Origin of the sequence: Paenibacillus sp. RUD330, assembly GCF_002243345.2 — a bacterium.
In the GTDB taxonomy this organism is placed as follows: Bacteria; Bacillota; Bacilli; order Paenibacillales; family Paenibacillaceae; genus Paenibacillus_O.
Genome location: NZ_CP022655.2, coordinates 1,654,335 through 1,669,881 on the forward strand (window position 1 = coordinate 1,654,335; position 15,547 = coordinate 1,669,881).

14 protein-coding genes and 1 pseudogene are annotated in these 15,547 nt (G+C 59.0%); 14 read left to right on the forward strand and 1 reads right to left on the reverse strand.

Annotation, left to right across the window (positions count from 1 at the left end; genetic code table 11):
- Nucleotides 1-14: 14 nt before the first annotated feature.
- The 11 genes from leuB to CIC07_RS07380 all read left to right on the forward strand — a co-directional run bounded on the left by leuB (nt 15) and on the right by CIC07_RS07380 (nt 10,297).
- A complete protein-coding gene (leuB, locus tag CIC07_RS07330; protein ID WP_076358429.1) occupies nt 15-1,091 on the forward strand; it encodes a 3-isopropylmalate dehydrogenase in 1,077 nt (358 codons plus the stop codon).
- A gap of 197 nt (nt 1,092-1,288) precedes the next feature.
- Nucleotides 1,289-1,837, forward strand: coding sequence for a peroxiredoxin (locus CIC07_RS07335; RefSeq protein WP_021878419.1), 549 nt, complete (start codon nt 1,289-1,291; stop codon nt 1,835-1,837).
- A gap of 205 nt (nt 1,838-2,042) precedes the next feature.
- Complete coding sequence (locus CIC07_RS07340) at nt 2,043-2,495, forward strand: hypothetical protein (protein ID WP_076358428.1); 453 nt, start codon at nt 2,043-2,045, stop codon at nt 2,493-2,495.
- Nucleotides 2,496-2,518: 23 nt separating this feature from the next.
- Nucleotides 2,519-2,734, forward strand: a complete 216-nt coding sequence (locus CIC07_RS07345) for a hypothetical protein (RefSeq protein ID WP_076358427.1) — start codon at nt 2,519-2,521, stop codon at nt 2,732-2,734.
- Nucleotides 2,735-2,873: 139 nt separating this feature from the next.
- On the forward strand, nt 2,874-3,299 hold the full coding sequence (locus CIC07_RS07350) for a hypothetical protein (RefSeq protein WP_049869367.1): 426 nt from the start codon (nt 2,874-2,876) through the stop codon (nt 3,297-3,299).
- A 117-nt stretch (nt 3,300-3,416) separates the two neighbouring features.
- Nucleotides 3,417-4,232, forward strand: a complete 816-nt coding sequence (gene sigI / locus CIC07_RS07355) for an RNA polymerase sigma factor SigI (RefSeq protein WP_327205393.1) — start codon at nt 3,417-3,419, stop codon at nt 4,230-4,232.
- Nucleotides 4,229-5,503, forward strand: a complete 1,275-nt coding sequence (locus tag CIC07_RS07360; RefSeq protein WP_076358425.1) for an anti-sigma factor domain-containing protein — start codon at nt 4,229-4,231, stop codon at nt 5,501-5,503. The genes sigI and CIC07_RS07360 overlap by 4 nt, the downstream gene beginning before the upstream one ends.
- Nucleotides 5,504-5,684: 181 nt before the next feature.
- Nucleotides 5,685-6,104: an ATP-binding protein gene (locus CIC07_RS25175; protein WP_175619203.1), complete on the forward strand. Its 420-nt coding sequence runs from the start codon at nt 5,685-5,687 to the stop codon at nt 6,102-6,104.
- Nucleotides 6,104-7,477, forward strand: coding sequence for an ATP-binding protein (locus CIC07_RS07370; RefSeq protein WP_048744724.1), 1,374 nt, complete (start codon nt 6,104-6,106; stop codon nt 7,475-7,477). The genes CIC07_RS25175 and CIC07_RS07370 overlap by 1 nt, the downstream gene beginning before the upstream one ends.
- Before the next feature lie 74 nt (nt 7,478-7,551).
- On the forward strand, nt 7,552-9,081 hold the full coding sequence (locus CIC07_RS07375; RefSeq protein ID WP_076358423.1) for a leucyl aminopeptidase: 1,530 nt from the start codon (nt 7,552-7,554) through the stop codon (nt 9,079-9,081).
- A gap of 253 nt (nt 9,082-9,334) precedes the next feature.
- On the forward strand, nt 9,335-10,297 hold the full coding sequence (locus CIC07_RS07380) for an aldolase catalytic domain-containing protein (protein WP_076358422.1): 963 nt from the start codon (nt 9,335-9,337) through the stop codon (nt 10,295-10,297).
- 185 nt (nt 10,298-10,482) lie between these two features.
- On the opposite strand, the pseudogene CIC07_RS25750 reads toward CIC07_RS07380, so the two are convergent.
- Nucleotides 10,483-10,623 (reverse strand): annotated as a pseudogene (locus CIC07_RS25750) (YdeI/OmpD-associated family protein); the annotation flags it as partial.
- 358 nt (nt 10,624-10,981) lie between these two features.
- Between CIC07_RS25750 and CIC07_RS07390 the strand changes: the two are divergent.
- From CIC07_RS07390 to CIC07_RS07400, 3 genes are read left to right on the forward strand one after another with little or no spacing between them, the layout of a single operon-like run.
- Nucleotides 10,982-12,637: a response regulator gene (locus tag CIC07_RS07390; protein ID WP_076358421.1), complete on the forward strand. Its 1,656-nt coding sequence runs from the start codon at nt 10,982-10,984 to the stop codon at nt 12,635-12,637.
- An 8-nt stretch (nt 12,638-12,645) separates the two neighbouring features.
- A complete protein-coding gene (locus CIC07_RS07395) occupies nt 12,646-14,454 on the forward strand; it encodes a cache domain-containing sensor histidine kinase (protein ID WP_234993001.1) in 1,809 nt (602 codons plus the stop codon).
- Complete coding sequence (locus CIC07_RS07400; protein WP_157742040.1) at nt 14,447-15,421, forward strand: substrate-binding domain-containing protein; 975 nt, start codon at nt 14,447-14,449, stop codon at nt 15,419-15,421. The genes CIC07_RS07395 and CIC07_RS07400 overlap by 8 nt, the downstream gene beginning before the upstream one ends.
- Nucleotides 15,422-15,547 lie beyond the last annotated feature (126 nt).

The window sequence follows — 15,547 nt, forward strand, 5'->3', positions numbered from 1 at the left end:
GGAGCGTGCCCATAATGGCAGAAACAAAGAAAATCGCGGTGATCGCGGGCGACGGAATCGGACCGGAAGTCGTCGGCGAAGCCATCAAGGTGATCAAGAAAGTCGAAGAGCTGTACGAATACCGCTTTGAATTCGAGCATGGCCTGTTCGGCGGAATCGCTATCGACGAGAAAGGAACTCCGCTTCCTCAGGAAACGCTGGAAATGTGCCAAAAGGCGGATGCCGTCCTGCTCGGCGCGGTAGGCGGACCGAAATGGGACAACAATTCCAAGGAGCTCCGTCCTGAAACCGGACTTCTGGGCATCCGCAAGGCGCTCGGGCTCTTCTCCAACATCCGCCCGGCGACCGTGTTCGACTGCCTAAAGGATGCCTCGACCTTGAAGCCGGAAGTGCTGGAGGGCACCGACCTGATCGTCGTGCGCGAGCTGACGGGCGGCATCTACTTCGGCGAGAAGTTCCGCCGCGAAGGAGAGCACGGCCAAGAGGCGGTCGACACCTGCGTGTACAACGTGCAGGAGGTGGAGCGCATCGTGCGCCAGGCGTTCGATATCGCCATGACGCGCGGCAAGCGGCTCGCTTCCGTCGACAAAGCCAACGTGCTGGAGACTTCCCGCCTCTGGCGCGAGGTCGTGAACCGGATCGCGCCGGAGTATCCGGAGGTGGAGCTCGAGCATGTGCTCGTCGACAACTGCGCCATGCAGCTGCTTCGCCGTCCGTCGAGCTTCGACGTCATCGTGACGGAGAACATGTTCGGCGATATCCTGAGCGACGAGGCCGCCATGCTGACGGGCTCCATCGGCATGCTGAGCTCCGCCTCCCTCGGCGAAGGCAGCTTCGGCCTGTACGAGCCGGTCCACGGCTCGGCGCCCGATATTGCCGGACAAGGCATCTCGAACCCGATCGCGACCATTCTGTCCGTCGCGCTCATGTTCCGCCTGACATTCGGTTATGCGGACGCGGCGCAGGCGATCGAGGACGCTGTCAAGGAAGTTCTCGACGCCGGCCACCGCACAGGCGATATCGCTGTGGACAAATCCAAGGCGATCGGAACGGAAGAGATGGGACGCCTTATTGTAGAAGCGCTCCGCTGATCGCGCCTTCCAGAATGGAAGCAAAGTTCTCGAATACGCCTTGCAGGATAGAGCCGGGAATCGTGGATTCCAGCTTGCCATTTCCATCAAATCCTCATCATTTCAACGATTTTGACTCCGTTTGGATGGAATGATATCATCTTCTTTGAACAGGACAAGAAACTGCACGCTTCACGCGTCGAGGAGGAAATAGACCTATGGCAGAACGTTTGGTTGGCCGCCCGGCTCCCGATTTCACGATGGAGACCGTCGACGGCCAAGGACAGCAATTCGGCAAGGTATCCCTTTCCGATTACCGCGGCAAATGGCTGGTGTTCTTCTTCTATCCGCTTGATTTCACTTTCGTATGCCCGACAGAAATCACTGCGCTGAGCGATGCGGCCTCCGAATTCACGAAGCTGAACACCGAGATTCTCGGCGTATCCATCGACAGCATCCACAGCCACAAGGCTTGGATCAACACGCCTAAGAACGACAACGGCTTGGGCAAGCTGAACTTCCCGCTTGCCGCCGACATCACGAAGCAGGTATCCCGCGACTACGGCGTCCTGATCGAAGAAGAAGGCATTGCCCTGCGCGGTCTCTTCATCATCGATCCGGAAGGCGAGCTGAAATACCAAGTCGTCAACCACAACGACGTAGGCCGCAGCGTAGAAGAAACGCTCCGCGTCCTTCAAGCGCTCCAATCCGGCGGACTCTGCCCGATGAACTGGAAGCCGGGCGACAAGAACCTCGTCACGAACTGATCCTCACCAGCAGACAAGCCAGGGCATCCGCCCTGGCTTTTTTGTCCGTGGTGTCGACCCGCCCCGTTCATTCGACCGCTCCCATCTGGGTTAATCTGGATATCGGGCCCGTATTTGAGTATAGTTGAAGATAGGACAGATCATCCGATCAGACCCTTTCAACGTCATTCTATATATACCTTGTACTCAGAAGGAGGCGGGCAGCTTGCATTCAGAACCGGCCGAACCGACCGGCGCTTATTCCGCTCGGCATGCGGATGGCGCCGAGGCGATCCGAAGCGGCTTGGAGCGCGTCAGGGAAATGCTGGCCAAGACCGAGCAATTGATGGGAGCGGCAGATGAAAGAACCCGCCGCGTGGAGCAATTGACCCAAAGGGCCTCGGAGCTGCTTGGAGCGTTGAGAGAGGGAGCCGAGGCGATGAAGGCGGCTGAAAAGGCCGCTGCGGAAGAAACGGCCAAAAGAACGGAAGGCGGAGCGGACAAGCCGGCCAGGGGCACGGCTCCGGCAAGAGTCGGGCTGGACGAAGCGGCAGGAATCGAAGAGCTCGTACGGGCCATTACGGGGGAAATCCGCGAGCTCCAACGGGAACGGCTGCCTTTTTTGAGCGAGGCTGCGTCCGGCGGCCGTCAGGCGGTTAAAGATAACCAATACGAATGATTGGACAGGGAGGAATGACTGTCATGACGGACTACAACCGGGAAAAACCCGAGCCGGAGATCGCCCCTCCAGCCTCGCCTGAAGTCGAACCGCCAAAGGAGCCGGAAATTCGGCCCGAACCTTCCGTTCCGGAGATTCAACCCGGCACTCAGCCGGTTCCGGAGATTCCGGATCTGCCGTCCGAACCGGGACCGCTTCCGGATTCTCCGGGGGAAGTCCCGCCGCCGGGTCCGCTTTGAGCGGAAACAGCGCAAAGGATCATTAGCGGGGAACGCAGGAATGATGCGGTGCCGCATCGAATACAATTTCCATACCTGTTGCGAAGAAACCGAAGCGTTGGAAGGCATAGGCCAAAGGCAGTTCAAGGAGGGAAATAACATGAGTTTCTGCTGCGGAGCAAGCATGATTGGAACAAAAGGCACGCTCAGGCATTACCGGACTCACATCCATAACGTCCCTATTTTGTTCTGCCCGGTTTGCCATCGTGTCGATATTCATTATATGATAGAGAGCGAATATGAAATATTGGCTGAATATGCGCATGGCGACGGAGTGACGGAAGTCGACTTCCAGGATTACGTGGACCAGAAAGGAAAGTCCATCTTCGAGAACTGCGTCAACCACGATCATGAGGATCCGATGGACGTGGTGGCCAGCCAGATCGACATGGCTCTGGACCTGCTGAGCTTTTCCAAGCAGCTCGGGGACCACGCATGGGAAGAAGAGCTGAAGAAGCGGCTGGCGATTTTGAATCTTCGCCGCAACAAGCTCAAAGCCAAGCGGGCTTCCGAAGGCTTCTGCTGACCGATGCCATTCAATGCCTCCTGGATGCAGGAGGCATTTTTTATTTTCGTCCACTCCCATTAACGGAGCGTAGCCTCCGAATGATATAGACAAAGCGAGGTGCAGCCCTTGCTGCTGATGCTGTTCAAAAGATGGCTTGGGCTTTCAGCCAGGCGCAAAGAGGAGTCCGGACACCAGGCGGACTCGCCGAACCGGCTGATCAAGCAAGCGCAGGATGGGGACAAGGCCATCCGGGAACGGCTGATCGCCGATTACCGTCCCTTTATCCTGAAGGTCACAAGCCGATTCTGCAAGCGATATATCGATCCTTCCCGGGATGACGAGTTCAGCATTTCGCTGATCGCATTCGATGAAGCGATCAGCCAGTTCTCGCCGGAGTCCGGCCGTTCGTTCGCGGGATTCGCCGAGACAGTCATCCGCCGCCGGCTTATCGATCATGTCCGCAAGGAACAGCGGCATATCCGTTCCCTGCCTGCCGGCTCCTTCCACATGGAGGAGGAAGAGGAGACGTTTTATTCCCATGCGTTCAACAGGCAGGCGGTTATCCGCTTCAACCAGAATCAGGACGCAGAGGAGAGGCGCCAGGAAATCATGGAATTCACGGCAGAGCTGGCCTCATACGGAATCCGATTCGCGGATCTGGCGGATACATCTCCGAAGCATGAGGATTCCCGGATCCTCCTGCAGGGAATCGCGGCGAAGCTGGCGAAGCAGGACCGCTTGTTCAGCGTCCTGCTGGATACCCGGAGGCTGCCGGTCAAGGAGCTCACGGAACTGTCCGGCGTGTCGCGCAAGACGATCGAGCGCAACCGGAAGTATTTGATTGCCGTATCGCTGCTCGTCCACGGGCGGTATCCCTTTTTGAAGCATTATATACATATAGAAGCGCTCAAGGAGCAAATCGAGAAGAAGGCAGGAGGGACAGGGCTGTGAGCAGCAGAGGCATCGTCATGGAGGCCAGAGGCAACAAGCTGGTCGTGCTGACGCAAGAAGGCAGCTTCCGGAAAGTGAGGCGGCTCGGAGACGAGAGAATCGGCCAAGAGATCGTCCTTACGGCACAGCGGAAGATGCTGAGAATGCCCAAGGCCGTCATTCCCGCCGCCGTCATTCTGATTCTGATCGCCCTGCCTGCCTTCTGGGCGGCGCGGGCCGAGGCCCATCCGGTGGTCGCTTACCTCAGCCTGGATGTGAATCCCAGCTTTGAAATCGGCGTGGACCGCGAGCTGAACGTGCGCAAGCTGGAGGCGATGAACGACGATGCCCTTCCGTTCGTGAAGGGACTTCATTACGAGGGGCTTCCTGCCGCGCAGGTCATGGAGCTTCTTGCCCGGAGACTGGCGGAATCTTCCTATCTGGGCAGCGGCGGCGGAGCGGAAGTCATACTGGCCGGAGTCAAGCTGGATGCGGGAGCGGGCAATGCGGTGGCGCTGCTGAGCCGGCAGGCCGAGCAGGCGCTGCTGAGCGCAGCCGGCTCCGCCCAAGCTGCCGGAATGCATGTCACCTCGCTGGAGTCCACCGAGGCGGTTCGGGAGGCGGCGGCGGCCAAAGGCTTGTCCACGGGCAGAATGACGGTGTATCTGCTGGCCAAAAGCCAAGGCTACAATGTCAGTCTGGATCAATTCCGCAGCGGGGCGATTCAGGAGGTTCTCTCTTGGGACGGAGGCGTGGACGCTTTGGTCAGCGACAGCCGGAATATCGGGAGCGAAAAGCTGCAGGAGCAGCTTGAACGCGAGAAGAAGGCGGCTGCGACCTCGCTTCCAACAGGATCTCCCGTACGAAAGACATCTCCAGCTCCTCAGGAGCGGCCTGCGGGCGCAGCTGTCCGCACGCAATCGGCCAAGCCGGCAGCGTCCCCCGAGCCGGCAGCATCTCCCAAGCCGTCAGCGAAGGCATCCAAGCGGGATGCAGCCGGAGCAGGGGAGAGGTCGGACGCCGAACGGACTCGCGATTCAAGACAGAAGGCCGAGCATCGGCATCGGCAGAGCGGAGAGCATAAATCGTACGGCGGCGATCTGGAGCGGAAGCGCCTCGAGGCCGAAAAGCTGCTGAAGGAAAAAGCTGAAGCCGCCCGCGCAAAGCTGGATGAAAAGGCCCGCAAAGCGTGGGAGAAACGCAAAGCGGAGCTTGAGGAAGCCTTGAAGCGCAGCCATGATGAAATGGAGCGGCATGCCGGACAGAAGCGCGGCAGCAACGAGCCGCGCTAACCGAATTGATCCCGCTCCGGACGCCCGCTCCACGCCTATCCTGATGCTTCCGAAACTAGCAATATTCGACATTATTTCCGATTGACACTGATATTGGCGAAACCTATGATAAATGTACGAATACGACGGCTTGAACACGTATCCAAGCATCCAGAATGGAACGGGGGGGCGGGACTCGTACATGGAGATGGAATTGTTCAACATCAACAATGTCAAGGATGCCATCAAGGCTCGCCAGAGAGGCAGAGAGCTTGCGAGGGATCTCGGTTTCGGGATCATCGACCAGACGCGGATCGCGTACGCCATATCGGAATTGTCGGGCTGTTTCGTGGAAATGCATCAAAGGAGCCAAATGCTGATGGGACGGGTAAGGGGCGATTCCGGAGAAACCGGAATGGAATGGTCCTTGATCGGCAGCAGCGATTTTTCCCCCGAGATGGAGGAAGAATGGAGATCGCTCTGGTCCGAGGAATGGGATATGGCTATTACCCGCCGAGTCGGCACCTGCATCACTTTCCGCAAGTGGCTGCCTCCCTCCTACTACATGGACTCTACGCCGGTGCAGCTTCAGCTGTTCGCCACAGGAGAGGAGCAGAGTTAATGCAGGCAATTCGAAAGCGCTATTTTCCGGCGCTTGCCGAATACATCCGCAGCGGTAGCGAGGCTTCGCTCTACCAGGCTACGGAACTTGGAAAGACCTTTCACAATATCGGCCCCGAAGAGGTCATAGCCGTCCATGAAGAATGCATGCGCAACATCGTCCTCAACGTGGAGTCGGAGGAAGCGCTGGAATTGTACAACCGGTCCTTTCTTTTTTTGATCGAACTGATGGTCGCCTACCGGTTCCGGCATCAGCAGGAGCGGACGCCGGATCAGAGGTACACGGAGATGCGGGAGATGCTCTCCCGCTCCTATCGTTCCTTCGAGAGAGTCAAGAGCAAGTATGAGAATGTCCTGCAGCATATGGACAGCGGCATCGCCTTGTTCGACAACGACAACATGCTGACGTTCATGAACCTGCAGATGGCGAGATTCCTGGATGTCCCCCGCAAAACCTTGATCGGCTGCAGCATCCTCGATATATTGAGGCATCAGCAGCTGAGCCGCACGACGAGGCGGCTGCTGGTGAGGCTCTATCGGGAAATCATCCTCCGGCGCAACAAATACTTCGAGTTCCAGGACAGCAGCGGACGGCATCTGCTGATCACGGCCACCTCCAGCGAGCAGCTGGACGGCGATTATCTGATCAGCATGAAGGACGTGTCCGAGTACAAGCAGATCGAGCAGACGGCATACCAGAACGACAAGCTGGCGATGCTCGGCAAGATCGCCGCATCCATCGCGCATGAAATACGCAATCCCCTGACCTCGATACGGGGATTTATCCAGCTGCTCCGGCCTCATCTGGTCGAGCTGGGCAAAGAAGAATACGCCAAGATCATGGTGGCCGAGATCGACCGGGCCAACGACATCATCTATGAGTTCCTCAACTCCTCCAAGCCTACGGCACCGATGAAGCAAACCATATCCCTGACATCATTGCTCAAAGAAGTCAGCCTGCTCAGCGAGAGCGAGGCGCTCCTGCACAATTGCGAGATTTACCTGGAATCGCATGAAGTCGACATGCTGGTCTCCATCGACGTCAAGCAGATCAAGCAGGTCGTTCTCAATATATTCAAGAACGCGATGGATGCCATCGGCGAGCTGAACGGGGAGAGGCCCGGAAGGATCGACGTGGTGCTGCGAAGACAAGCCGGATTTGCCGAAATCACTGTCAAGGACAACGGCAAAGGAATGGATCGTTCGACGCTAAACCGTCTGTTCGATCCTTTTTTTACGACCAAGGAATCCGGTACGGGTCTCGGCTTGTCCGTCAGCTATCGGATCATCCGCAACCACGGCGGCACCATCCGCGTCACGAGCTCGGCCGGTCAAGGCACGGTGTTCACCGTTTATTTGCCAATCGCAGAGTAAGGGCTTAAAATCGGGAGGGTACAAACTCCCGGTTTTTTGCCGTCCGGCAGCCGGGTCAGGAAAGGATGACAATAATGGATATCAAGTTGAAATATACGGAGCAACCATCCAGGCAGGATTGGGAGCTGATCATTCGGCCAGTGGATGCTTCCGGCCTGCAGGATGAGAATCAAGCAACAGCCGTCAGGGAGGAAGAGGATCCGCTATCGATTCCGGCCATTCGGCAGGCGGTTCAGGGATTGGCATCCAAAGGACTGCTGAAAAGCGGCCAGCCGGGGCAGAAGATGCCTCTTCTCGGGCTGCATCCGGCAGGCAGCGCGGCATTCATCGGCTTGTCCTCTGGCACTCTGGATGCCGACGATATCCGCCGCCTCGGAGCGCAGGCTTCCAAGGAAGTCCGCTCCAGCCGCGCCACTGCTGCAAGGCTGCTCGTAACGGCGCAGCTGTACGGCGGAACAAGCGGCTGCACGACGGCCCAAGCCGGCCAGGCTCTGGCGGAGGGCATCCTGCTCGGCGCCTATGACCGGACCAAAACGACGGGAGCCCCCAAGGAACAGGCTTCGGCGGAGCTGGCTGTCCAGCTTCCCGACGCCGTCGATTCCGCTCTGCGGAAGGAGTGGGAAGCGGGTGTCCAACGGGGCATCGTCATGGCCGAAGCGGTCGCCGAGGCCAGGGATCTCGTGCATCTTCCGGCGAATGAGCTGATTCCGGAGGCGCTCGCGGAGCATGCGGAACGCCTTGCAGCCGAGTACGGCCTGGACTGCGAAGTCATCGACGAGTGGAGCGCACTCGAGCAGGGCATGGGCGGCCTGCTCGCGGTAGGCAAGGGAAGCCAGCATCAGCCGCGGATGATCGTGCTCCATTATGAGGGCGATCCCGGCAACGAGGAGAAATGGGGCCTCGTCGGCAAAGGGGTCACCTTCGATACGGGCGGTTATTCCTTGAAGCGGATCGCGGGAATGGAAGACATGATCATGGATATGGGCGGGGCGGCTGCCGTGCTCGGCGCGATGCGCATCATCGCCATCGAGAAGCCGAAGGTCAACGTGGTTGCGGTCATTCCGGCGGCGGAGAACATGATCTCCGACCGGGCCTTCAAGCCGGGAGACGTCGTGACGATGATGAACGGCATGACGGTGGAGATCGTCAATACCGATGCCGAGGGACGGATCGTGCTGGCGGACGGCCTTACGACAGCGATTCGGCGGGGAGCGACGAAGCTTGTCGATGTCGCGACGCTGACCGGCGCGGTCGTGGCCGCTTACGGCGATATCACCTCCGGCATCATGGGCAACGACGACGAGCTGCTGAGCGGCTTGCAGGAAGCCTCCAAGCGGTCCGGCGAGCGGGTATGGCCGCTGCCGGCCTATCCGGAGTACCGGAAGCAGCTCGATTCCGAAGCCGCCGACCTGAAGAACAAAGGCGGCAGCTACGCGGCGGCCAGCATCGCCGGCATGTTCATCGGGGCTTTCGCGGAGGAGAAGCCGTGGCTTCATATCGACATCGCCGGCACGGCTTGGATCAGCCGCGCACGAGGCTGGGAAACGAAGGGCGCGACGGGAGTCATGACACGGACGCTTGCGGAGCTGCTGCTCCGGGGATAGGCGGGCGGGAGTCATGGCACGGACGCTTGCGGAGCTGCTGCTCCGGGGGGAGGCGGGCGGGAGTCATGACACGGACGCTTGCGGAGCTGCTGCTCCGGGGGTAGGCGACAGAAGTCATGGCGCGTATGCCTGCGGAGGATAGAGCGGCATCCGCATGTCGGGATGCCGGGAATGGGACGAGGTTTGCCTTTGCGTTCTTCACCGTTTTCCCGTATTATAGTAAGAAAGTTTATGATGAAGGAGTTCTGTGCCCATGTCTTCCAAAAACAGCATCAGCAAAATCGTCGACTGCACGGTCCGTGATGGAGGTCTTGTCAACAACTGGGATTTCAGCATTGAGTTTGTGCAAGATTTGTATCGCAGCCTGGATGAGGCCGGCGTTGAATATATGGAGATTGGCTACAAGAATTCGCCCAAGCTGCTCAAGGGTGCCGACTCCGCCGGCCCTTGGCGCTTCCTGAATGATGACTTCCTGCGCAAAGTCATCCCGAACAAAGGAAACACGAAGCTGTCCGCGCTCGTGGATATCGGCCGAGTGGACGAAGCGGATATTCTGCCGCGCGTCGACAGCATGCTGGATCTGATCCGCGTCGCCTGCTACATCCAGGATGTGGACAAGGCTCTGGAGCTCGTGTCCTTGTTCCATGAACGCGGCTACGAGACGACGCTCAACATCATGGCGCTGTCGAACGTCATGGAAAATCAGCTGATCGAGGCATTCGAGGCCATCCGCGAGAGCGTCGTCGATGTGGTCTACGTCGTCGATTCGTACGGCAGCCTCAAGCCCAACGACATGGCTTACCTGATCGACAAATTCAAGCAGCATCTGCCGAACAAGAAGCTGGGCGTGCATACGCACAACAACCAGCAGCTTGCTTTTGCCAATACGCTGCTCGCTGTCGACAAAGGCGTGGAATTCCTCGACACCTCCGTATACGGCATGGGCCGCGCCGCGGGCAACTGCAACACGGAGCTGCTCGTGTCGCATCTTCCGAATACGAAATACGAAGTGCGCCCCGTGCTGGAAATGATCGAGAAGCACATGATTCCCCTTCGCGAGAAGGAAGAGTGGGGCTACATCATGCCGTACATGATCACCGGCCTGCTCGATGAGCATCCGCGTTCGGCGATGGCGCTGCGCAGCTCCGACAACAAGGACAGCATCGTCGATTTCTACGATCAGCTTACAACGCCGGAAATTCTTCATTCCAAGTAGTCTCCCGATCGGCTTATGCCAATTCGCTTTTTGAAGCCGGAATGGCTGGCCTCGATGGGGGAGGCAATGATCTGCAGGCGCAGCCCGCTTGTGCTTTCTTGACGAAAGCGCAGGCGGGCTTTTCCTATTGTCCCCCTTGCGCAAGAAGCAGCTTCTGCAGGGAGCAGGCATGGAATGGATGAGGCCTACTCCGGCGCGGCTCCATCAACCCGAAATCGTCCCTGATCATGCCATTGACCGTACATCTTGTTTTGTCTGGTGCAGGTCATGAACTTGTCCAATCTGCTCTTGAACAATTCGGGCTGATTTTTATGGCTCTGGATCGATTTTTCGGCAGCGCCGAATTCCTGTAGCCAACTTCTCAACGCCTCTCTCGATTTTGCCTGAACGGGATTTTCAATTTTCATAGACAACTCCTTTGAATGGTCATCGATAGGATTGATGGCCCTGCAGCCATCATAAGCGAAAATAGATGACAACAGTCTGTCATGCATCTGCACCATCATTCCGCCGAGTTCGGCAATACCCTTGAAGCGCTCCCTCTTGCCGAAAAGAGGAGATTTACAGCCGTGGCATAACCTGATATCTTGATGAAGCTTCCCCCGGGGAGCTTGCAAAAGGAAAATGAGAGCGGCTTCATGACCCGAGGTCAAGGAGAGCCGCATGCCATAAGGAGGAATCGGGATGTACCGCATATTGCTGGCCGATGACGAAGCCGACGTTAGGGAAGGCTTGCTGAGCGAGATCGATTGGGAGGCCTGCGGATTTACCGTGGCGGGGACGGCCGAGAACGGCCTGGAAGCGCTTGAGCTCGCCCAGCGTCTGGAGCCTGATGTCGTCATTACAGACATCCGCATGCCGTTCGTCGACGGGATGGAGCTGGTCCGCAGGCTGAAGGCCGAATCGCCTCTTGTCAAAACGGTTATCCTGACCGGTTACGACGAGTTCGACTATGCCCGGCAAGCCGTCTCTCTCAGCGTAGACGAATATTTGCTCAAACCGTTCTCGGCTGCGAGCCTGACCGAGCTGCTGCATAAGCTGCAAACGCGCATGGAGCTTGAAATCGCGGAGCGGGAGGACATGCGCAAGCTCAAGGAGCATTACCATACGAGCCTTCCCTTGCTGAAGGCCAACTTCCTCTCCTCCCTGCTGCACCGCAAGCTTCCGGAGCCGGTCATCCGGGATAAGGCCCGTCATTACGGCTTGAGCCTGGAAGGAGAGGGCTGCTCCGTTTCGCTCATCAGTCTGGACAGCGCCGGAGCGGAGGCGGAGCCGCCTGCCCAGGCGGTCCATTCGCTGCGGACTTCTCCCGATGTCGATCTCAAGCTGTTCGCCGTCCTCAATATTGCCGGGGAAATATGGGAGGGCAGGCAGTTCGGCACGGCGTTCATCCACCAGGACCATGTCGTCCTGCTGGGGTTCGGCAAGACGGACGAGTCCTGGAAGGAGAGGCTGCAGAACGCACTGGAGCATATCGTCCGCAGCGTCGAGCACTATCTGCGCATGGCCGTCACGATCGGCTCCGGAGCGGCCAAGGAGCGGCTGAGCGGCATCAAATCCTCGTACGACGAGGCTCTGCTTGCTCTTGACTACCGGCTCGTGCCCGGCGCCGGCCGGATTCTGTTCATCGAGGACGTGGAGAGGCGGGGCGCCTCTCCTCTGCTGCTCGATGAGCTGCGGCAGCAGGCTCTGTCCCGCTGCCTGAAGGTCGGAACCCCGGAGGAGCTGGCAGCCGTTCTCGAGACGATTTTCGGGGAGATCAGGGCGGAGCATACTTCAAGCGGCATCCAGCTCTACTTGAGCGAGGTGCTGACGACGGTCTGGCGCACCGCCCAGTCCTCCGACGTCGACATGGAGGATGTGCTCGGCGCCGGCTTCCAGCCCTATGCCGAGCTCGTCCGGATGACCGGGCTGGCCGAGGCCCGTCGCTGGATAACGGAGATGTGCGGGGCTATCATGGGCCGAATCTCCGGAAAGCGGCAGCATGCCTACCGGGATCTGATCGAAGAGGCGATGTCCTTCACACGGGAACGCATTCATGATTCCGATCTGTCGATTCCGATGGTATGCTCCCATCTCCATATCAGCGCCGGCTATTTCTGCGGCCTGTTCAAGAAGGAGGTCAAGCTGACCTTCCTCCAATACGTCATGCAGCTGCGCATGGACAGGGCGCAGGAGCTGCTTCGCACGACGGAGCTCAAAGCGTTTGAGATCGCCGAGCGCATCGGCTTCTCCGAGCCGAATTACTTCAGCTTCTGCTTCAAGAAACATACCGGCAGCACCCCGAAGGAATATCGGAGCCGGATGAAGAACGCCGGTCCGTCCGGACAGGAAGGATGAGGGGCGGAATGCTCCGGCCGGAAATGCCGGGCTGGATCAAGCAGAAGCTGCGGAAATCGCGGGTGAGCAGCATCCAGTCGATCGTGATCTGGTCCTTCTCCATCATGATCGTGGTCGCGATAACGACCGTCGCCGTCCTTCTCCATGAAAAATTTTCGGCTTCCACCGAACGGAGCGCCTTTCTTGCCGCGAGGCAGACGGTCGACCAGGTCAGCTACAACCTGGAGGACTATATCAGCGGCATGGCCGGCTTTTACAGAGCCATAGAGGTCAACATGCTGAAGAACGGAGAATGGGACGGCCAGCAGGTGGACAAGCAGCTGGACACGCTGATGGGCAGCCGCGACGACATCGTCTCGATCACGCTGTTCGACAGCGGCGGCAAGCTGCTCAAGAACAGCCCTGCGGCAGCTCTCAGGCCGAGCGCCAACGCGACCGGCCAGGGATGGTTCCAGGCGGCGATCCGGGTGCCGGATCATCTCAGCTTTTCGCTCCCTCATATTCAGAATTTATATAAAGGCTCCTACCAGTGGGTCGTATCCATGAGCAAGCGGATCACCGTCGTCCGCGACGGCCGGCCGCAGGAAGTGATCCTGCTCGTGGACATGAACTTCAAGCAAATCGACGAGCTGTGCAGCCGGATCAGCCTCGGCCATCGCGGATACGCCTATATCATCGACGAAGGCGCCGGCAACATCGTGTACCATCCCCAGCAGCAGCTCATCTACATGGGGCTCAAAAGCGAGAATGTCGAGCAGGCGCTCGTCGCTTCTTCGGACTATGTGGAGGACATGAACGGGAACAAGCGTCTCATCACCGTCAAATCCGTCGCCAATATCGGCTGGAAAATCATCGGGGTATCGTACATGGACGACATCCTGACGAGCCGCGAGGAGGTGAACCGCTATCTCGTGCGCGTCGTGGCCGGCGTTCTCGTGCTTGTCGTGCTCGTCAGCATGCTGCTCGCGATGTCCATCGTCCGTCCCATCAAGCGCATGGAGCGGACGATGCGGGCCGTGGAGAGGGGCAACTTCGACGTGGAGCTGCCGGTCGAGGGGCCGCTTGAGGTGGAGCGCCTGTCCCGCCGGTTCAACCTGATGATCCATAAGATCCGCCAGCTGATGAAGCAGATCGTCCAGGAGCAGGAATCCAAGCGCAAGCATGAGCTGGAGGCGCTGCAAGCCCAGATCAATCCCCATTTCCTGTACAATACGCTGAATTCCGTCGTCCGCATGGCCGCGATGAGCCGAGGGGAAGAGGTCGTCACGATGATCACCTCGCTCTCCAAGCTGTTCCGGATCAGCCTGAGCAAGGGGCAGAATGTCATTTCGGCCCGCGACGAGCTTGAGCATGCCCATCATTATCTGGTCATCCAGCAGATGCGCTTCGGACGCAAGTTCCGGTTCTCTATTACCGCTTCCGAGGAAGCGGAAGCCTGCATGACGCCGAAAATCGTGCTGCAGCCCTTGATCGAGAACGCGATCGAGCATGGACTGGAATATTCGGTGGAGGAGGGAACCATCGACATCTCCGCGGACGTCGAGGACGGAATGCTCGTGTTCCGGATCGAGGACAACGGAGCCGGGATGGATTCCGTCAAGGCGGCCTTGCTGCTGCACGGAGCCTCCGCGCCGGATGCGGGACGCGAGCCTTCGGCGACGGGCAAAGGCTCCGGAGTGGCGGTGAGGAACATCCATGACCGAATCCGGCTGTATTATGGCGCGCCGTACGGTCTGGAATTCAAGAGCGAGCTGGAGGAAGGAACGGTCGTATGGGTCCGGATGCCGGCGATCAAGGAGGTCGATGACCATGAATAGACGTATGGCCGCGGCGGGCGGATGGCTGGCCCTGCTCATGCTGGTTGGCGCCGCCTCGGGATGCGCGGGGGCCGCAAGCAAGGAGAAGCAGCCTGCCGAAGCGCAGATCGCGCTCATCGCTCCGCAGAGAAGCGGGGCGCTTGCCGATTCCATCCGGCTGGGGGCGGAGGCGGCGGCGAAGGAATACGGCAGCCAGCTCCTGTACATGGACGCCAACGTCAGCGACTCCGGCGAGGAGGGCCAGCTCAAGGCTGCGCAAAGGGCGATCGCCCAGGGCGCGTCGGTCCTGCTGCTCGACCCCGACAGCGAGCAGCAGCTCCGGCTCATTGCCGAGGAAGCGGGCAAGGCGGGAGCATCGGTCGTGACGCTGAACGACTCCTACCCGGTCGAGGGGATCGCAAGCAGCATATCGATCAACAACCGCGAAGCGGGAAGGATGGCCGGCGAGGCGATGGCGGAGCTGCTGCATGGCAGAGGAATCGTTTCGCTGCTCGGCTCTGACTCCGAGGCTCCGGGATATGAGCAGCGGGAGCTGGGGGTCGTGGAGGCTTTGAGCGGACACAAAGAAATAACGGTGCATACCGGCTATTCCTGCGGAAGCTCTCCGGACGGCTGCGCCGAAGCGGCGCGCCTGCTGATGGAGCAGGCTGACGGCGTAGTGGCCCTGCAGGAGCAGGGAGTGCTCAGCACCGCGCAGGAAGCGGTGAAGCGGGGGCTGTCCAGCCGCGTCAAGATCGTCGGCTTCGGCAGCGAGGTTCCTCAGCTGGAGCTGCTACAGGACGGAATCATCGACATTCTCGTCGTGCAGAGCGGCTTCAACGCCGGGTATCTCGGCATGCAGCAGGCGCATGAGCTGCTGGAAGGCGGCCATGTCGACCGCACCGTCACGCTGGATACGAAGGTCGTGAATCCGGACAGCATGTTCTGGATGGACAATCAGAAGCTACTGTTCCCTTTCGTAAAGTGAAGGCTCCGGATCCGACCGGAGAGCTCATCCTGCCGAGAATTTCATCGGACCGGAGCCGAATGACATGAAGATTTTGATAAAACAGATGAAAATCTTCTATTCGAATCTTCTGCAAACCCTTTCATA

Excerpts from the sequence above, each read along its gene's own strand:
- CIC07_RS25175 (WP_175619203.1), top strand. The coding sequence starts at position 5,685 with ATGGAGATGGAATTGTTCAACATCAACAATGTCAAGGATGCCATCAAG.
- CIC07_RS07375 (WP_076358423.1), top strand. The coding sequence starts at position 7,552 with ATGGATATCAAGTTGAAATATACGGAGCAACCATCCAGGCAGGATTGG.
- sigI (WP_327205393.1), top strand. The coding sequence starts at position 3,417 with ATGCTGTTCAAAAGATGGCTTGGGCTTTCAGCCAGGCGCAAAGAGGAG.
- leuB (WP_076358429.1), top strand. The coding sequence starts at position 15 with ATGGCAGAAACAAAGAAAATCGCGGTGATCGCGGGCGACGGAATCGGA.
- CIC07_RS07345 (WP_076358427.1), top strand. The coding sequence starts at position 2,519 with ATGACGGACTACAACCGGGAAAAACCCGAGCCGGAGATCGCCCCTCCA.
- CIC07_RS07370 (WP_048744724.1), top strand. The coding sequence starts at position 6,104 with ATGCAGGCAATTCGAAAGCGCTATTTTCCGGCGCTTGCCGAATACATC.
- CIC07_RS07380 (WP_076358422.1), top strand. The coding sequence starts at position 9,335 with ATGTCTTCCAAAAACAGCATCAGCAAAATCGTCGACTGCACGGTCCGT.
- CIC07_RS07335 (WP_021878419.1), top strand. The coding sequence starts at position 1,289 with ATGGCAGAACGTTTGGTTGGCCGCCCGGCTCCCGATTTCACGATGGAG.
- CIC07_RS07395 (WP_234993001.1), top strand. The coding sequence starts at position 12,646 with ATGCTCCGGCCGGAAATGCCGGGCTGGATCAAGCAGAAGCTGCGGAAA.
- CIC07_RS07390 (WP_076358421.1), top strand. The coding sequence starts at position 10,982 with ATGTACCGCATATTGCTGGCCGATGACGAAGCCGACGTTAGGGAAGGC.
- CIC07_RS07400 (WP_157742040.1), top strand. The coding sequence starts at position 14,447 with ATGAATAGACGTATGGCCGCGGCGGGCGGATGGCTGGCCCTGCTCATG.
- CIC07_RS07350 (WP_049869367.1), top strand. The coding sequence starts at position 2,874 with ATGAGTTTCTGCTGCGGAGCAAGCATGATTGGAACAAAAGGCACGCTC.